This is a genomic window from Pedobacter cryoconitis (assembly GCF_014200605.1).
GTDB lineage: Bacteria > Bacteroidota > Bacteroidia > Sphingobacteriales > Sphingobacteriaceae > Pedobacter > Pedobacter cryoconitis_B.
Genome location: NZ_JACHCE010000003.1, coordinates 368673 through 387632 on the forward strand (window position 1 = coordinate 368673; position 18960 = coordinate 387632).

The 18960-nt window shown below is 38.5% G+C and carries 14 protein-coding genes; 2 read left to right on the top strand and 12 right to left on the bottom strand.

Annotated elements, in window-relative coordinates; genetic code table 11:
• Window positions 1-2: 2 nt before the first annotated feature.
• From HDE68_RS12355 to HDE68_RS12380, 6 genes are all read right to left on the bottom strand, one after another.
• Entirely contained in the window at window positions 3-1466 is a 1464-nt protein-coding gene (locus HDE68_RS12355) for a RagB/SusD family nutrient uptake outer membrane protein (RefSeq protein WP_183882318.1), read from the bottom strand.
• Window positions 1467-1476: 10 nt separating this feature from the next.
• Entirely contained in the window at window positions 1477-5112 is a 3636-nt protein-coding gene (locus HDE68_RS12360; protein WP_183882320.1) for a SusC/RagA family TonB-linked outer membrane protein, read from the bottom strand.
• 36 nt (window positions 5113-5148) lie between these two features.
• The gene (locus HDE68_RS12365; RefSeq protein ID WP_183882322.1) at window positions 5149-6111 is read right to left on the bottom strand and encodes a FecR family protein; all 963 of its coding nucleotides are present in this window, start codon (window positions 6109-6111) and stop codon (window positions 5149-5151) included.
• 100 nt (window positions 6112-6211) lie between these two features.
• Window positions 6212-6832, bottom strand: a complete 621-nt coding sequence (locus HDE68_RS12370) for an RNA polymerase sigma-70 factor (protein WP_183882324.1) — start codon at window positions 6830-6832, stop codon at window positions 6212-6214.
• Between the two features lie 444 nt (window positions 6833-7276).
• Window positions 7277-8167: a glycerophosphodiester phosphodiesterase family protein gene (locus tag HDE68_RS12375; protein WP_183882326.1), complete on the bottom strand. Its 891-nt coding sequence runs from the start codon at window positions 8165-8167 to the stop codon at window positions 7277-7279.
• 10 nt (window positions 8168-8177) lie between these two features.
• On the bottom strand, window positions 8178-11393 hold the full coding sequence (locus tag HDE68_RS12380; protein WP_183882328.1) for a TonB-dependent receptor: 3216 nt from the start codon (window positions 11391-11393) through the stop codon (window positions 8178-8180).
• Between the two features lie 160 nt (window positions 11394-11553).
• Between HDE68_RS12380 and HDE68_RS12385 the strand changes: the two genes are divergently transcribed.
• Window positions 11554-11820, top strand: coding sequence for a hypothetical protein (locus HDE68_RS12385; protein WP_183882330.1), 267 nt, complete (start codon window positions 11554-11556; stop codon window positions 11818-11820).
• Between the two features lie 82 nt (window positions 11821-11902).
• Here HDE68_RS12385 and HDE68_RS12390 read toward each other — a convergent pair whose 3' ends face one another.
• The 6 genes from HDE68_RS12390 to HDE68_RS12415 form a co-directional block, all read right to left on the bottom strand.
• Entirely contained in the window at window positions 11903-12829 is a 927-nt protein-coding gene (locus tag HDE68_RS12390; RefSeq protein ID WP_317617697.1) for a transporter, read from the bottom strand.
• The gene (locus tag HDE68_RS12395; protein WP_183882332.1) at window positions 12829-13878 is read right to left on the bottom strand and encodes a cytochrome-c peroxidase; all 1050 of its coding nucleotides are present in this window, start codon (window positions 13876-13878) and stop codon (window positions 12829-12831) included. Before HDE68_RS12395 ends, HDE68_RS12390 begins: the two co-directional genes overlap by 1 nt.
• A gap of 4 nt (window positions 13879-13882) precedes the next feature.
• Entirely contained in the window at window positions 13883-14692 is an 810-nt protein-coding gene (locus HDE68_RS12400; RefSeq protein ID WP_183882333.1) for an MbnP family protein, read from the bottom strand.
• 4 nt (window positions 14693-14696) lie between these two features.
• Complete coding sequence (locus HDE68_RS12405) at window positions 14697-15740, bottom strand: cytochrome-c peroxidase (protein ID WP_183882336.1); 1044 nt, start codon at window positions 15738-15740, stop codon at window positions 14697-14699.
• A gap of 8 nt (window positions 15741-15748) precedes the next feature.
• Window positions 15749-16549 (bottom strand): MbnP family protein, encoded by an 801-nt coding sequence (locus HDE68_RS12410; RefSeq protein WP_183882338.1) that lies wholly within the window; start codon window positions 16547-16549, stop codon window positions 15749-15751.
• A 145-nt stretch (window positions 16550-16694) separates the two neighbouring features.
• Entirely contained in the window at window positions 16695-17066 is a 372-nt protein-coding gene (locus HDE68_RS12415; RefSeq protein ID WP_183882340.1) for a hypothetical protein, read from the bottom strand.
• 106 nt (window positions 17067-17172) lie between these two features.
• Between HDE68_RS12415 and HDE68_RS12420 the strand changes: the two genes are divergently transcribed.
• Window positions 17173-18957 (top strand): ATP-binding protein, encoded by a 1785-nt coding sequence (locus tag HDE68_RS12420; RefSeq protein WP_183882342.1) that lies wholly within the window; start codon window positions 17173-17175, stop codon window positions 18955-18957.
• The last annotated feature ends 3 nt before the right edge of the window (window positions 18958-18960 follow it).

Below are 18960 nucleotides of genomic sequence, written 5' to 3' on the forward strand. Positions count from 1 at the left end.
AATTATCTAGGGTTAAGAGCTATACCAGATAGTGTAACTTGTGATGGCAACTGGAATAATTTTCTCGGATCATCAGCTTTCAATTCTATAGTTGTAAAACTTCCATTAGCAGCTACCACATTATGCTTCACAGGAAGTTTATATCTTAAAACATCAAACCAGCGCATACCTTCCATAATGAATTCTGCTTTCTTAAAATCAAGAATAGTATTGATTAATCCCTGCTTAGCATCTGTAGTACCGTAATAGGTAGCGATCCTGGGTAAAGTAAGCCCATCAGAAACAGCATTATAATTCGCAAGTCTTGTACTTGCAAAAGTATTGAGGTCCTGTATAGCAAGTGCATTCTGTCCTGTTGCAGCATAAGCTTCAGCTCTGTTAATTAACGCTTCATCAGCAGTTAATACCGGAACAATCGTATAAGGATCACCGATAGTTGCATTCTGACTTGTTTTAACAAAATATTCATTCCATTTCAAAAGCGTATAATTTGGCACACTATAATTGTATACAGAATGTACCCATGCTTTACCAGTCACATTAGGAATTCCAAACAAAGCATTATTAAGCGTCTGTCCAAATCCGTAACGATTTGTTCTTGTTCTTGCCCATGAAGAAGCTGTTTCTATCAATAACAAAGTAGAAGGTTCTGTAGCCATCGTAAAATTGGTATACATTTCAGCAGCAGAATAGTTCTTGTACCGTGTACTCCACGGTCTGAGAATTCCAGCAAATGAATTACCAGATGAAACAGCACTTGCATGTTCAATTACTTTATTATAATCCTGCTTGAATAAGTAAAATCTTGCAGCAAAAGCATGTGCAGCAGCTATATTGAAATGGTATTTTGGAATTCCATAAGCACTGTTCTTAATTAACGGCAGGCCTTCAATCAGATCTTTTTCAATCTGATCATATACTGAAGCTACAGTTCCGCGGGTATATTGACCATTTACAACTTTTTCTGGTGTTGTTACATATGGAATACCAGGTGAGGTGTTATCTCCACCAGCAGTATATGCCTTCGAAAACAAGGTTACCAGCATAAAATGTGCATAGGCCCGGGCAAGCAGTGCTTCTCCTTTATAAGGCTGATAAGCCGTTTTATCTGTAGCCTTTTCGATAGCTGATAATGCTTCGTTAGCAGCAGCAATAGCTGTATAACTTCCATTCCAGTAATCTGTAGGCGTATCCTGAGTATTATCAGGGTTATCCTGCCAGAAATAAGGTAAAGTAACAAATCTCTCTGTATTTATAACCTGAGGCCCTTTATCTTCCATATTGTCAGAAGCAGCTTCAGCAAAAGCAATATAATTAGCTTCAGGATAAGCACTGGTTAATAGTTGTGCAACCTTATCGACAGAATTTATTTGTGTTCTTTGATCTGGTGAATGCTCCAGAAATTTTTTGCAGCCTCCGGACGACACCAGAGCCAAGGCAAGAAATGGGATATATATTTTTTTCATGTTCTTCTCTTTAGAATCCTACTTTTAATGATAATGTAAACTGACGCGGGATAGGTAATGCTACTCCTCCTGTACCAAAGAATTCAGGGTCCTGACCATTTAATTTCTTATCTGAATAAATCAGGAACAAGTTATTACCTACTACACTCAGAGATGAATTGGTGAAACCCAATTTTCTCGAGAATGCTGCTGGTACGGCATAGCTCAGTATAATTTGTTTCATTCTCACAAAACCACCATCTGCAACCCTTTCAGTAGAATAGTTATAATTGCTGTAAGCATATATTCTGTCAAAAGCTGCCGCCTGTTGTTTATCAAGAATAGAAGGCCAGTTAGTTTTCGCCTCATCCCCTGGCATCTCCCATCTGCTTAAGAAACCACGCGGCATTGCATCAAGGTCACTGTAAGAAGTTTTGAAAGCAGGGTTTAATCTTACCTTATTACCTGCAGAAAATGTAATTAAAGTTGACAGTGTGAATTCTTTATATTTAAAATTATTAGAAAAACCTCCGGTATAAGTAGGATCTACAGGACCTTCATATTTTAAATACTGAACCTGGTTACTCTGCAGGTTGATATCATTACCAACTACTCCATATTCATTGATAAAACGTGGGGAACCATTAGTTGGATCCAGCCCTTTAAAATCCAATGAGAATAATCCTCTTTGCGCATAACCTTCTAATGCACCACCATCAGCACCAGTCAGTGCAAAAATTAATGGCTGACTTTTCAGGTTAGTGATTTTATTGGTATTATGTGCAAAAATAATCTGTGTTTTCCAGTTAAAAGCTCCTGCTTTAAGTACTGTTCCACCAATTGCAACCTCAATACCCTGAGATTTCATATCTGCATAGTTAGCCTTTTTAACAGGTTCACCACCGATACCACCAGTTCTGAAATCACCAATCAGATCAAAACTTTTTCTTCTGTAAGCATCTACAGTTAATGAAATACGATCATCAAACAAACCTACATCAAGACCTAAGTTAAACTCATTCAACTTCTCAAAAGTCAGTTCAGAGTTTTCTAAACCAGCAATATAAAGTTTAGTCTCTTTCTCTGTCAGATACGGACGTTTTGTAGCCATACTTTTAACTACCAGACTTGAATTTGTAGCATCTCCCATACTTGCAACCAAACCGTAAGTTGCACGCAAAGTAGCACGGTTAATTACTTTCTTCAAACCAGCACCCTGCATAAAATCTTCCGTATCAATATTCCATGAACCTGAAACATTCCATGTTGGTAACCATCTCGCTGTAGTAGATTCGCCTAAAAGATTTGATCCGTCATATCTTCCTGTTGCATTGAAAGCATATTTCCCTTTATAAGAATAAGCAGCTCTCACCGAATAATTTAAATATCTCTCATAACGGTATCCCATACTATAATAGTTAAATCCGCCTTCAACATTTGATTTCACAATAGTTGGATCAATGAAAGGAATCCCACCTTTATCATATTGGTAACCATATCCATCGAAAGTCTTATTCTGACGATCGATAAATCTCATCTCCTGTGTACCAAAAATGTTAACGGTATGATCTGTATTGAATACTTTATTGAACTCTAAACTGTTACGCACATAATAGTTGGTAATGTTATCATCATTGGTATTATAGAATCCACCAAAAGGTAAAACAGAAACCGGAAGCGCATTCGGATCATCAGGGTTCTTATACAAGAATCTGTTGTTCTTTTTAATAGTTGCATCAAGAGGGCTGATACCTGCACGGTAAGCCTCTGCCATATTAGAGTGTTCTGTTATTTTATGTTCCTGACTTGTTCTGGCAAAACGGTAAGCACCGTCAAAAGAGTATTTCAGGTTATCAGAAATTTTATACTTTAATCCTGCCTGAACTTTCAGATCTATCACATTCAGATCCAATGTATTATTCTCCAGCTCATTCAGGATGTTAAAAGGAGCATAATTCTGTGTAAAGAACTCACGGTTACCATTTGCATCATATGGCGTCAGTGTACGGCTTGTATTTAAAGCGTAGCTAAAAGGGTTAATATCAAAGTCACGGTCATAAGTACCATAAACAGGATTTCCCTTTCTTCCTAATGTTCCAGGAGCCTTTTGGTTACGAACAGATCCCTGTGTGATTAATTCAACACTCAGTCTGTCATTAAGATCAAAATTACCACGTATATTACCTGTAAAACGCTTTACGTTATCACCGATAGACCATCCGTTATCTTTTAGAAAACTGGTTGACGCATAGATTTTAGAACGCTGTGTACCTGAAGAAATACTTACAGAATGTTCCTGCATAAATGATTGTTTAAACAAAACATCAAACCAATCTGTATTTGCATTTGCATAACGCTGTAAAAATTGTTTCTGGCTTGGCGCATCATTTCTCAGTGCATAAGAATCCGTTAAAGGATTATATGAATACATCTGATTATACATCGTAGTGAACACCCCGCCATTTTCAGCGCGTGAAGCTTCAGCATGGTTTAACAACCCTTTATTCTGCATCTCCAGATATACATTCATCTGATCCGCAGAGTTCATGATATCGAAACTGCTGTAAGAAGGTTTCATATAACTCGAAAAGTTACCAGTATAAGAAACAACCGGTTTACCACCTGTATTTTTACCTTTTTTAGTCGTAATAATTACAACACCATTCATTGCTCTTGCACCATATTGTGCAGTTGCCGCAGCATCTTTCAGAATATTGAAACTTTCAATATCGTCAGGATTTAAACCTGCCACAGACGAACCAACTAAAGTAGAAGGATCACCGGTAGAAAGCTGCTCATTAGAAATGTTTACAACATCTTCCAGGATAATCCCGTCAACAACCCATAATGGTTTATTATCTCCAGTGATTGAAGTTGCACCACGGACCCGGATTTTAGGGGCCGCACCAAATGTTCCTGATACGTTTTGTACAGATACACCCGCAACACGGCCTTCTAACATTCTGCTCACATCTGTAATACCATCACGCTTCACATCCGAAGCTTTCAATACAGTAGATGATCCCGTGAACAGTTTTTTATTGATATCCTGGTATCCGGTAGAGACAATACTTACCTCATTTAACTGACCGGCATCCTCGTCTAAAGCAATATCAATCTTCGTTCTGCCATTGACTTCTGCAACTGCAGTTTTATAACCTATAAAACTGAAAGTAAGCACAGCATTGTCCTGAACTTTAATCTGGTAATCTCCCTGAGCATTACTGGAAACTGCATTTTTAGCACCTTTCTCTCTGATACTTACACCCGGAAGATAACCGCCATCTTTTTTTGATGTGATACGACCAGTTACAGTAATCATTTGTTTTACGACCTGGAGCGGGACTTTTACTAGAATCACCTGTTTCCCTACAATGTTATAATTGATCCCTTTTTCCTTCAGGGGCTCCAGGTCAGCCTTAATTGAAACCAGCTTAGCAGGAACTTCAATATTGGTGGCTTTATTAATTTGAGCTGCATCGTAAACAAAACTTACCTGGTATGCCAGTTCAATTTTTTTAAGATAGCTATCTAGTCTTTCGATCTTGAGTGCTTCACGCTGTACCTCCTCTGCCTGAGCAAATGAAGTGCAAAAAACAATGCACATCAGCATTGCCATGAGGCCATACTTTAGTCTTCGCATTTTTTCTGAGTAGTGTTTCTCCATAATTGTTAATTAGTTATTGGTTTAAGTTGATTTATTTTAAAGGTTCTTTATCGTGATCTGATGGTCACTGGAGTCTATTTTGATTTTATAAGTTTGTTTCAGTACAGTTAGTATTTCATCAAGATTGCTATCCTTAAAATTGGCATTGAACTTTTTAGCACTGCGCATTTTATCATGCACAACCAGGTTTACCTTGTAATAGGCACTGACCTGTTTGCAGACTTCATCTAAAGGCATATCGACAAAGACAAGCTCTTTAGTAATCCACGAAGTAGCGTTTGAACTGCTTTCCCATTCCATTTTATGCCCGGCCTCATTGTAATTAATGGCCTGTCCTGCTACCAGAATAGCAAATGAGCTTACCGAATTTGGCGTAAACATTACCTTACCGGTTTTAACTGCCAGTTTGATAGAAGCATTATGATAATTTATATTGAAGGATGTTCCCAGTACAGTGACTTTCGATTGTCCGACAAGGACATTAAAAGCACGTTTAACTTCATGGTGTACTTTGAAAAAAGCCTGACCTTTAACAAGGGTTATCTGACGTGCGCTATCTGCAAGTTTCTGAGGATAACGGATCCGGGTATTTTCTGCAAGAATGACTTTTGTACCATCGCTAAGCAGGACTGAATCTATTTGCTGTTTAGTCTCTTTAACTAAAAAGGGCACTTCAACTGGTTTGGGATAGAAAAAGAAAGCAGCAGCTCCTGTAGCCATAACTGCAGCAGCAACCTTAAGCCAGCCGAAAGATCTTCTTTTAACCAGGCTTGCTCCACTCAACCGTTCGCTGAATTTTCTGGCAGAACCGAGACGATCAAGCTCATAAAGTCTTTTTGTTAAAACAGAAGATTCCCAAATAGTTTTGGTTTCCTGAAAAATTGTTTCATTTTCTTCCGACAATTGTCTGAGAGCGGCAACCTGCTTTGCCAGAACTTCATCATCAGGGGCATTAAAATGGTTCAGAATAATATTCTGAAATGTCAAATCGTCTTTCAAATGTCTAGGTTTTGTATGGATGACAAATAACCAACCAAAAACCCCTAGTCTATTTTACAAAAAAATGATATTTATTTTAAAACAATTTGAAAAACACGCTTTAATACAGAAATAAGGATAATAAAGAGAAATATTTAGCCTTACTTTTAGGATCTTCTGTCTGTATATTATGAATTACACGCATTCTGAGCAACCTTAAAGCATTACTCATATGATTTTCGACTGTTTTTTCAGAAATAGACAATTCGACAGCTATATCTCTGTATTTCAAACCTTCTAAACGGCTTAACTTAAAAACTTTCTGACATTTTTCAGGTAACAGCTCAATTTCATTATAGAGAAGAACAATTAATTCATTTTGCTCATTGATAATTTCAATATCATCATCTGTCAGATGCTCAGCTATTTTGAGATGATGTTTCTCTATATTTTTTTGTCTGTTTACATAATTCAGAGATGCATTAACTACACTCCTGTACAAATAAGCTTTAACTGAATTTACATATAGTAACAGGCCTTTATCTTCCCATATTTTAAGGAACATATCTTGCACAATCTCTTCAGCAGCATGTATATTTTTAACATACCGGTCAGACACAAGAACTAATTTTTGAAAATTATTAGAGTAAAAAATTGTAAACGCACTTTTGTCATCATCTTCTATGAGATTAAGTAAATCCTCCCCTGTAACTATACCGTCTGTTGCTTCATTAATCTTCATTAAACTCCTTAACCCCCTAAAAATTCCCAGAAAAAGTAATATGCGTTTACGCTTCTAAAGTCTAAAATAGCATTTAGCAATCACTCTTAGGCAATAATTATCAATAATATGAGTTAATAAAAGGTTTTATTTAAAAACGCCTTCAATTTTATGGAGAAACATGCCTTATACCGATCATATTTCGGTATCACACCAGCCGGGTTAACTAGTAGGTGAGTCCACCTTTTCGCCGTAAACAGGTGGACTCAACGTGGATATATTATGAATGTGATATGGATTCACATCAGAGTACCCACTAACCTGACCAGTCCCCAGGTTTTCCTGATCTAAAAAAAACTCTTCCAGCAAAAAGGCCATGTTATTTTCATGCCTTTAACCCTTCACAACGGGGATACAGCAAGAAAACAACATGACCTTTTATAAAATGCCTTTTAAGCAGTTAATCTATTTCTGGTACTTTCCAAACAAACTCACAGCCAGATCCGGATAATCTGATATAATTCCATCAACTTTCAGCTCTGCCATCTTTTTCAAAGACGCTTCATCATTCACAGTCCATGGCAATACCTTAACCTTTAACTGATGTGCCTCTTGTACAAATGTATCATTCACCATCAGATAATAAGGACTGATCGTATCCGGGGTAAAACCAAGTTTACTCAGGTTAACCGCAAAATTATCTTTATTCGCAACCAGGTAAGAAAGCTTCTGTTTAGGATCTGTCTGATGTAATACCACTAAAGGGCGGGTGTCAAATGATTGTATAATCACCCTCTTCGCAATTCCTTTACTTTTGATCACATTCATCACCAGTTTAGAAAAAACTTCTGGTACAGGATGTGCCGTACCGTCTCCATCTGCCGAACTTTTGATTTCTATATTATAAAATACAGGCTTCAGTTTATGCAGTTTAACATAAGTTTCAACGCTATCGATCAATACCGACAAGAGCGGTTTCACCGTTTTAATTTTCTGCTGTTTAGGAAATGATACATTCACTTTTGTACCGCCATCATAACTTTTGATCAGTTCATAAGGCATCTGATATAACAAAAGTGTTTTTTCTTCCTCTTTACTGATAGTTGAGCCATCAGGCTTCAGCATAAAATCGGCAGACATATATAAATCATGCGAAACAACGACCTGCTCATCCTTAGAAATTACACAATCCAGCTCAAGTGTTCTTACCCCAAGGTCTATAGCATGCAGCATTGCTGCAATAGAATTCTCAGGCATAATGCCTCTTCCACCACGGTGCGCCTGCACATCCAGTTTTTGCTGGGCTGTCGCTGCTGTTATAGAGAAGCAGCATATAATTACAAATAGATATTTCATATGATAAAGATTAAAAACTATAACGAAGTCCTATCTGGCACTGATAAGGATTACCTGAAGGTCTGACTACTCCTGCACCATTCACTCTGTAAACAAAGTTTTTCGTTGTTTTATCAAATCCATCAACAGCTGGTGTAGTTGCCGTTTTAGGAATTCCTAAAGAATACAATGCCTGGGTACCCAATGACTCATTTACGCCCCATTTCTTATTCAGCAAGTTACCCACGTTGAAGATATCACCCGACAGCTCCAGGCTATGCGTTTTGTAAATCTTGAACTTCTTGGTAATCCTCAAATCAAAGATCCCATAAAATTTATTGATCCCGCCATTTCTTTCTGCAATCTGACCAGAGTATTTCAGAATATAATCTTTTACACTCTGACTCGCATTCGGGTTATCTAAAACAGCCTGTAATCCATCACGAACATTTTTAGGCACTGAAGGATTGTTTCTGTCAAAAATATAAGCCAGATCATTACTTGCAACAAAATCACCATTGGTATTCGCACCAGATAATAATGTATAACGTGTACCACCAATTCCAGAGTAACGAACACCAATACCTATTCCATAAAAAGTAGGTAATGTTCCGTAAACTACAATTTTATGGCGGAACTGATTGTCAGACGCTGTCATTTTACTTAAATCACGCGGATCATCTTTCACCGGTAAAGATAGCGTGGCACTGTTAGCTACGTTACCATTATAAGAAGTATTATCTCTGGCATCATTCCAGGTATAGCTGAATGAAATTGCACCATCCTTGAAATATTGATAACTACCATCAATAACAACAGCAAACTGATTCACCTTACCTTTACTGTTCAATTCCAGCACACGGCCTAATTTATCACTTATACGGCCTTTTTGCCAATCTGGTGAACTATTCTGAATACTTTCTGCAGGCACATAAACACCGCGGTTACCTTCATTTGATAAACGGAAGAAAGGATCTGCAACCATGTTACGGTCTACGTACATATAATTATGCCTTGCTAAAGTCATATAACCAGTAATACCTACTTTTAAACGATCGGTAATAAAACGGTTATAAGATATATTGGCCTTATAAACTACAGGAACCTGAGCATCATTTGCATTCGCATTAATTGTTGTTAATTTATTTACACCCGGCAAACCAAATAACTCTTGTCCTGGTGTAGTACCCGGATCTGCACGGTAACCAGGGAAATTAGGTGTAGGTACACTCGCTCCTCTTACATCAATTGAAGCCAGGTGGTTTCCATCAAATACCATATTATTGATCGTCGCATAGTTGTTGATATCTGAAGCAAAAATACCAGCACCAAAACGCACAAAATCCTGGTGTTTATCATTGATATCCCAGTTAAATTGCACACGTGGCTGAACCTGCAGCGTAGAAAGTGAATTATCAGTTCTTAAACCCAGTTCATCAAAAACCAGCTGATTAAATTTTCCTTTAGGATAGCTGCTGTAATCCAGACGTAAACCTGCAATCATATCAAGGCCTAATGCAAGTTTGGTTTGCATCTGACCATAGATTGCAGTATTATAAATTCCTTGTCTCACACTAGGATCTGCCAAAAGAGGTACCTCTCTGGTATAACGGTAAGGTCTTCTAGCCTCAAAATTATCCAGCGCAGTAGTATTGGTAGCCGCATCATCTCTAAAATAGAAACGTCCGTTTAACTCACTTCCATAAGTAGAGTGTGCGTTCGTATACATGAAGTCAACACCAAAAGTATATTTAACCTTATCTGTATTGAAATATAAGTTATCTACTAACTGGTATACATTATTTGTAAACCCTTCCTGTGCAAAACGGTGACCACCCATTTGAATATCAGTAGCCAGTGTACTACCACCAATAGAAGAAGCAACCCCTTCAACAACCGCACGTGGAATATTTGCTGAAGGCAACTGGTTACCAGGGCTGCTTAACTGATAAGTATATAAATGTTGTGCTTTCAGCTCATTGGTTAAACGCGGACTGATCGAAGTACGTAAAGTTGCAAGCAGACTATTATCAACATTTTTATCATTTCCATAAGATTCATATAGATTGATAGCTGTATTATCTTCTAATCCCAGCGGATTTCTATCATTTGTATAGTTATCGCGGACAGTCAGTAAGTTTTTCTCATTGATCTGCCAGTCTAAACGTACAAATGCAGCATCAGAACCTCTTTTTTTATTGAATGATCCAAATTGCGGAGTATTGGCAACACCGTATACCCTGCGTGCAATATCCAGATACTTGTCTAATGTAGGCTGGTTAACTTTTAACCTGGTTTCATCTGCTGGTGATAAAATATTTGCAATCTGCAATGGGCGGGCTTCTTTCTGATGATCCCAAACCATAAAGAAGTGTAATTTATCTTTAATGATCGGACCGCTTAATGAAAAACCATATTGATAAGTAGAGAAATCCGAGTTACGTTTATTTCCATTGATATCATAAGGGCTGGATAACCAGTCAGCACGTCCGTAAGTAAATGCACTACCGCTTAATGTATTCGTTCCTGATTTGGTTACGGCACTTATCGCACCACCACCGCTTCTTCCCTGAGTTACATCATACTGGTTAGTCACGACCTTAAATTCACGTACAGCTTCTATAGAAATAGAATAAGGCGCACCACTTCTGCTGGTTGTTGAACCCGCAGAGGTAGGATTTTTAGCAGTCATACCATCAATAGTAAAACCTGTAGAAGAACCAAGCTGACCTGAAATATTCGTGCCTTTACTTAACGGAGAAAGATCCATCAGAGAGGTAAAATTACGGCCATTTACAGGAAGTCTTGTAATATCCCTGGCCGAGATCGTAGTCGCTGCGCCCAGAGTTTCAGTCTTGTTTTTCATTCCTGAACCTACAATTTCTACTACAGCAAGGTCGTTTACAGCATCCTTCATTGTAATATCAATTCTTAATGCATCACCCTGATTCAGAGAATAGCCAGTTCTTTTCTGTTCTCCAAAACCGATATAAGTAATTGTAACGCTATAAGGAGTACCTAAAGGCAGTTCTTTAAAAGTATATTCTCCTTTTGCGTTGGTCGTTGTCCTGGTTGTAAAACCAGTAGACTCATTCCGTACCTGTACGGATGCGCCAGGAATAGTTTTTTTAAGATCGTCTGTTATGATCCCGGAGATAGAGGCCTGGGTCGTTTGTGCTGCTAATTCGTTTTTAAAAAAAGAAAAAAACAATAGCATGAGTAAGGTGCAAAGTAAGTTTTTCATCATATACGGGGACATTTTTTTCAGGCAAATTTAAAGCCCTCCATATTAGCGACAGAATATGTTTGTATTAAGAAATCACACCTACCCATGAAATAATACGGATTACATAAATTAATAAAATATTCCTATATTGAATAAAATTTACCAAAAGCTCAAGATGTATATGATATCAAAAAAGAATATTCTGATTTCAGGATTAATATCAGGAGCTTATTTTATTGCTCTTTTTTCCGGACAGCTTCAAAAAATAGCATCCCCGCTTCCTGGTGTTTTCGTAGAGTTATTTACTGTCCCACTAATCATCCTGCAGTTTTTGACACTTATATATTTAGTTTACCTTGTGATTAAAAAGATAAAATTACCAGCCGAATTTTATGTATCCGGAGTCATTGCCGCAGCTGTTATCGCCTGTGTTTTCAACCTGGATTAATAGTAACATCAGTAAAATAACAAAGGCTGCCCATTTATATAAATGAAACAGCCCTTATTAATTATAAATAGAAATCAGCCTGTTAAAAAGCCATCGAGGTATGTACCATAAAGCGATTTCCAGCCTTCACACTTCCACCCGCAAGATTTTGTGAGGCTATAGCCTGGTAATTTATTCCAAAAGAAAATCTACTGAGATTTGCTTCCAAGCCAGTTAAAACAGCCAGAGAATGACCTCCGGAAACGTCTACAGCAAATTTTTTATTTTCTACATCTTTCTGTGAAGTTTCATACAAAATACCTGCATTTGGCGCAATAGTCATCATTTTAGCCACCCTGATTTTATAATAGGCCAGTGCATTAGTGGTAAATTTATTGCCATAACGGTAATCGTATTTATTGTTCGTATTGATTTTATAATTGGTATTCACATTCACACCAAAATCCATCAGCCTGATATCATAGGTTGCGTTCAGGGTAAAATCAGTACTGGCAGTTCCTAATTGAAAATTATTAGGTGATTCTGTCAGTACCTCCCTGTCACGCGGTTCATATTTACCGCTTGGCACTTTTACACCTGCTCCTATCCATAAAGACTGTACGAGCAATTGATCCTTTAAAGTATTCCTGCTGTTAAAAACATTATAATAACCCATTAGCGCGATATCACCCAGTCCATTCTTCCTGCCGCTGGTTTCGATACTATTCCGCTCATTAAAGTTATAAGGAACAAAATACAGGATACGGAATTTACTGCCCAGGTTCCACCCGCCCCAAAGTTCTGCAGACTGATAAGTTTCATCCGTAGTCAGGTAACTCGTTTTACCGCCAGGCCCTAAATGGGTCCGCAGTGTTTTATGCTGATAACGCAAGCCGATAAACCGTTTATTAAATTCGGGTAAAATCCCCAGATAATAACTACCTACACCGCAACCGCAAATATCACAGGCAAAAGTACTCAGGCCGTTAAGGCATATAAAAAGTAATAAAATATATTTTTTCATCATCATTATTGTTCTGCCAGATCTTTCCGGGTTACGAAATCCTTATCGTCCAGCGTTTTTAAAAAAGTAAGTAATTTGAGTCTGGCATCTGCCGGCAAAGAAATTCCCAGCTGGTTATTCTGCTGTAGAAAAGGATCAAGATTAGGCGTTGCCTTTACCTCGTTTGCATAGTGTTCAAGAACTCCATTCAGGGTCAGAAACCTTCCATCATGCATATAAGGAGCTGTATAACTCAGATTCCTCAGACTTGGAACCTTAAACTTATATTCATCTGCAGGATTTAATGTAGCCATATACCGGCCCTGATCATTATTAGGGCCAACGGCGATTCCATTATTCCGGAAAGAACCATCCGTGAATAAGGGCTCACTATGGCAACGACTGCACTTATCCTTAAAAATGGTATATCCTGCCTGCTCATCTGCAGTAAACACCTGCCCTTCCTCTTTACGCATCACCTTGTCATATTTAGAATTGGCACTTATACACATCAGCATAAACTGAGAAAGCGCTTTCATCATCCGGGCATTGGTAATTTCTTCCGTCCCAAAGGCCTTATTAAACAAAGACACATATTTGGGCATCTGCTTTAACTTCGCCAGCACGTTTTCTATCCTTTCATCCATTTCTACCGGGTTGGTAATCGGACTGACAGGCTGTAAATCGAGGTCAAAAACTCCGCCGTCCCACATAAAGGCCTTATTCCAGGCCAGATTCATCATTGGCGGAGAATTACGGCTCCCTAAACGGTCATCAATTCCATGACTTACATCATGCCCATGCTGCGTAAATCCAGAAGTCTGAATATGACAGGAACCACAGGAAATCGTGTTATCCCTTGATAAACGAGGTTCATAAAACAGAGCCCTGCCCAGCAAAAAACCATTTTCTGTGATCGGATTATTTTCCAGTTTATACACCGGGTCAGGAAAGTTTAAAGGCTTTTGAAATCCCAGGAAAGTACTGACAGCTTCTTTAATACTGGTTTCCTTTTTACAGGCATAAATAAACAAACTGAAAGCAAACAGGATCAGATATAATGTTCTTTTTTTCATCTCCTTAATTTTCAGTGTGGTCATGATAAAACATACTGCTGAAATTATTCGCAACGTTCACACTATAATTGCTAAACATGACCTGTGGATTTGCTGCAATGCTAATATTCGTTTTGCCGTTGAACATCTTCATGATATCCACAAAAAAATGGACATTACTCTCTCTGCCTTGTCTTACCCTTGCAATCCCTGCAGCAGAAAGATCGACAGTAACCGTTTTAATATTATTAAAGGTTGGTGCTGAATAGCCTCCGAAACCACCAATATGGAAACGGAATTTACGTACACCTGTCGGATCAATGGGGGCCTGTTCAGAAGTACCCTCCATTTTAAAAAAGATATAACCGCTGTTCCAGCCCCAATACATCCCATCATCCATTCCTCCGGTTGGATCAAGTACACCAGTACGCTTAGAAATATCCATCGTATTGCGTAAACTATCTACTCCTAAAGTAAAAGTCAGCGTTTTATAATCACCTTCCGGCACTTTGACCTTACAAAACTGGCTTGCACCATCACTTTCTTTAACCAGAAAATAGCTCTCATCCTGAGGCACTATAAACTCCTGATCATCTTTAGTTCTGACTTTGATATTGCTGATAAAATATTGTAATAATTGTACCGTAAACTGCTCACCAGAAGCATTTTTATAAGTACCGGTATTGAGCTGGAGATTACGGTCACCAGCAATATTATCAAATTGCAAACTCAGGGTCGCTTTATTAGCTGCCTGAGGCTGTGGCGCATCATCCTTTTTAGAACAAGCAGAAAGAGCCGTTAAGACGGTCAGAATAACTATATATATAGGTTTCATAAAATTAAATTGGTTGTGATAAATTTTTGTTTTGAATAAAAAGACTGTCAGTCAGGCTTCCCAAAAAAGCGATAATGGCTTTTTTTTCTGCAGCAGACAGCGGGATAGCCAGCTGTGTATTTTTCTGGTAATGTGTCAATACCTGATCGATTGAAGCAAATCTGCCATCATGCATATAAGGAGCCGTTAACATCACATTTCTCAAAGTGGGGGTTTTGAACTTTCCCAAATCAGTCAGCTGATAAGTAATCCTGTATCTTCCCTGAAAAATCCCTTCCAGAGAACTATCACTGAAATCCTGATCAAGCCCGTTATTGTGAAAATCATTGTCCGTAAACAGCTCTCCTGCATGACAGGAACGGCATTTTTGATTGACCAGCGTTAGTCCATGCAACTCTTCTGCAGATAAAACCCCTCCCGGCTCTTTACGCACATAGCGGTCATAGCGGGAATCGCCAGAAATAAGTGTTCTTTCAAACTGTGCAAGCGCTTTAACAATAGCAGCAGATTTAACCTGGCTGTTAAACACCATTTTAAACTGTTTAACATAGGCCGGTACCTGGCTAAGTTCATATTCCAGTTCAGCCAGGTTTTGATACATTTCATCCTCGCTGGTCAGTGGCCCGAATGCCTGTGATTCCAGATTAGTTGAGCCTCCATCCCAAAACAGGCCCTTGTTCATCCAGGCCATATTAATCAGTGCCGGAGAATGACGGGGCAGTGTTTTCCCTGATTCACCGATATGGCTCAATGCCACACCATCACTGAATGCCAGTTCGGGCCTGTGACAGGAAGCACAGGAAAGCCGGTTATTACCTGAAAGCCTGGTGTCATAAAATAACATTTTACCTAAAGCAATGCCTTCACTGGTTAGTGGATTATCCAGATCACCGGCCGGCCTGGAGAAATTCTCCGGGATAGCCAATTCTACAGGATGAAGCACAGTCATAATCCCGGCAGCTCCTTCTTTCTTACAAGAAGAAACTACCAGAATGACCATTAAAAGGCTTGCGGAGATAAAATACCGAAAGATATTTAATCCGCTCATCAATACTGTTATTTGACTGATTTCACCGTAAAAACCCTTGCTGCATAATTACCTGCGACAACAGACATTACACTGGCTTGTGATGCGCCAACAGTTGGTGTAGCCATGATATCCACACCCTCAGTAATTTTTGATACATCTGTATTCAGCACAATCGCCGAAGAAGAGGTGCCACCAATATTTAAAGCTGAAGGCAAGTTTAAAACAATAGTCTTAAAGTTGACATTCAGACCGGTCTCGATCTTCAGTTCTTTAGCCGCAGCCGTACTGGTTGTATTTCCATCTGCTACCTTCCCTTTCAAAGAAGAGAAAATATAACTGGTTGACCACATCCAGGAGACATTAGTCATTCCATTCAACTGGGATAATTCACCAGCCTGAAGACTCAGGTTATTATTGTATTTTTCCGGTACACCGATAGCAAATTTTATACTTTTATAAGTCCCTGCAGGAATACCGCTCAACTTTACGTCTTCTCTTTTATTGGCAGGATAAATAAAGTCACTGTTTGTCGCCGCTGCATTATTCTCTTCGATCAGATAATAAGCATTAGGAACTGCAAATTCTTCACCTTTGGTATTCACAAGAATTACGTTACTTACCCAGTAACGTAATTGCGTAAAATTCCAGGTTTTTCCATTGACAGTAAAATCTTTGTTCAGCGTGAAATCATTAATTCCAAGGACGGCATCAAAACTAAGCGTCAACTGACCAGCCGCTGCAGGATTAGGATCAGGTTTCACCTCATCTTTACGACAAGAGATAAATAATATAGTGGATATAAAAAGTATGAATGAATAAGTTTTCATATAATATGATTATTAGGGGCATACCACAAAGCATACCCTTATTTAAAGATTATTTTTAAAAGAATTAAGAAAATCAATTGACAAGACATAGCCTGGCACAATATCCTGTTCAGATACCAGCATGCAAATCCATTAAGTAAAGAAATTATACAGTTCGGGGTGGATGAAATATGGCAAATGAGCGCTGTACCGTATTTTCAGAGAAATATTCTGGATAAGTAAGCCTGGAAACAGGAACTTTAAAAGCCAGGGTCAGCTTCTCATTAGGCAAAACTTCATGGTAACGATTTTTCTGTTCTGCGCGCTCTTGTTTCTTCTCTTTTTCTTCGGTCTGCTTCAATTTGTTCATCAGATAACAATGTCCATTGCAATGCATCCAGGGGCGGGATTTATTCTCGCAAAGATTTTCTGCAATAAACTTCTGATTAACTTCAAAACCAGCATAAACCATAAACCTTGACAAGTTGGCACCTATCAGTGTGACTAATACAACTATAGCGATCAGACGGTTTAGCATTTACTCCCAAAGCTAAACATATAATACTTTTTGCACCTAAAAACGAACTCTTTTTTTTGTAATATTGAGATAGAAACTAATAAACAGCTTCTTATAGTTCGGGCATATGAATATTATTATCAGACTCAGGGAAAAGTATTCAGCTTTATTAAGAGATAAGCAAATTCCACTCATGCAGTCCAGAGTCCGGATTTTAACTTTCGGATTAATCCTGATGCTTGTCCTTTTATTGATCATTGCGACCAAGTCTGTATTTAAATCTGATTTTAAAACCGCCTCCAGATTAAGTATTTCTATCGGGGCAATGGCTGCCGGATTATACTTTCTGCTGGAGAAGAAGAACTGGCAGCTGGCAGGCCATCTTTTCCTATTAGCGCTTTGCAGTATTATCTGGACTAATCTGCTGCTGTATACCTTTGGAATTAACCTGGTCAGTCTGCAGCTCTCTTTAATTATTATCTCTGCCAGTTTTTATACTTTAGGCAAGAACTGGGGAATAGTCTATTCACTGGCCAATGTCATCCCTATTATCATACACCTGCTTTTCACCAATAGCCAGGACGGCAGGATTACAGTCACTCCATTACAACTTAACAATAGCTCATTTATGCTGGCGCTGGTTGCCAATTTTGGTATTCTGATTGCCATGCACCATGAATTTTTTAAATCATTTTTTAAAAGCCATTCTAAAGAAAGAGAACTCAATATCCAGTTGCAATCGGCCCTTAAAGAAGCTCAGCAGGCTACCCGCCTCAGGTCAGATTTCCTGTCTTCTATGTCTCACGAATTACGTACACCTTTACATGCGGTAATAGGTCTGATTAATATCCTGAGTGTAGAGAACCCAAGGAAAGACCAGGAGGAGAATCTCGCTATCCTGCGTTTTTCGGCAGAAAACCTGCTTGCGCTTATTAACGATACCCTGGATTTCAGTAAAATGAATGCCGAACAGATTGAACTGAATAAGTCCCCCTTCAATCTGAGTATACTTTTACAGAACATACTCGCTTCTTTCAGGCCAAAAGCCGAGCTGAAAAATATAGACATCCGGCTGAACCTGGACTTCGAAAATACACCGCTCCATATTATTGGTGACCAGACAAGGCTTGCCCAGATTTTAAACAACCTGATCTCCAATGCGCTGAAATTTACGGATAACAATGGTAAGGTAGAAATTTCAGTAGAGACCAAAACACGCAGTGATGATCATATTCTTTTACTTTTTGCGATCAAAGATTCCGGGATAGGTATCCCAAAGAATAAACAGGAAATCATCTTTGAACCCTTTTTACAAGCCAATAATAACATCACCAAGCGTTATGGGGGGACCGGTTTAGGCCTTGCTATCGTCAAAAGACTAATTAGCCTGCATCAGAGTAAGCTTATTCTGGTTAGTGAAGAAAATACAGGTTCTATTTTCTCTTTTGAAATCAATTATGAGCTTGCCGCACCTATTGTTTCAAAAGAACCTGAACCGGTAACCAGTACTACTATTTCAAACATCAGCAATCTGAATATACTCATTGCAGAAGATAATATTATCAATATTATGCTGCTCAAAAAAATACTGGATCAGTGGAACTGTAACTATTCTCTTTCCAAAAATGGAAAGGAAGCACTTGACATGGTAAAGACGGGCGTATATGATGTTGTACTGATGGACATCCATATGCCCGTGATGGATGGTTTTGAAGCCTCCAGGCAGATCAGGGAATTGCCGGATGTTAATATTTCCAAGATTAAGATTATTGCGCTCACTGCTTCGAGCGACGTAGATATCCAGCAATCATTTAGTTATACCTATCTTGATGATTATCTGACCAAGCCATTTTCCTCTCAACGATTAAAAGAAAAACTTGAAGCCGTCGTACAGCAATTATCCGGCAAGTAAAAC

Coding starts and splice junctions, on each gene's coding strand:
- HDE68_RS12420 (WP_183882342.1), top strand. CDS start 17,173: ATGAATATTATTATCAGACTCAGGGAAAAGTATTCAGCTTTATTAAGA.
- HDE68_RS12370 (WP_183882324.1), bottom strand. CDS start 6,832: ATGAAGATTAATGAAGCAACAGACGGTATAGTTACAGGGGAGGATTTA.
- HDE68_RS12410 (WP_183882338.1), bottom strand. CDS start 16,549: ATGAAAACTTATTCATTCATACTTTTTATATCCACTATATTATTTATC.
- HDE68_RS12400 (WP_183882333.1), bottom strand. CDS start 14,692: ATGAAACCTATATATATAGTTATTCTGACCGTCTTAACGGCTCTTTCT.
- HDE68_RS12415 (WP_183882340.1), bottom strand. CDS start 17,066: ATGCTAAACCGTCTGATCGCTATAGTTGTATTAGTCACACTGATAGGT.
- HDE68_RS12405 (WP_183882336.1), bottom strand. CDS start 15,740: ATGAGCGGATTAAATATCTTTCGGTATTTTATCTCCGCAAGCCTTTTA.
- HDE68_RS12375 (WP_183882326.1), bottom strand. CDS start 8,167: ATGAAATATCTATTTGTAATTATATGCTGCTTCTCTATAACAGCAGCG.
- HDE68_RS12355 (WP_183882318.1), bottom strand. CDS start 1,466: ATGAAAAAAATATATATCCCATTTCTTGCCTTGGCTCTGGTGTCGTCC.
- HDE68_RS12395 (WP_183882332.1), bottom strand. CDS start 13,878: ATGAAAAAAAGAACATTATATCTGATCCTGTTTGCTTTCAGTTTGTTT.
- HDE68_RS12380 (WP_183882328.1), bottom strand. CDS start 11,393: ATGATGAAAAACTTACTTTGCACCTTACTCATGCTATTGTTTTTTTCT.
- HDE68_RS12390 (WP_317617697.1), bottom strand. CDS start 12,829: ATGATGATGAAAAAATATATTTTATTACTTTTTATATGCCTTAACGGC.
- HDE68_RS12385 (WP_183882330.1), top strand. CDS start 11,554: ATGATATCAAAAAAGAATATTCTGATTTCAGGATTAATATCAGGAGCT.
- HDE68_RS12360 (WP_183882320.1), bottom strand. CDS start 5,112: ATGGAGAAACACTACTCAGAAAAAATGCGAAGACTAAAGTATGGCCTC.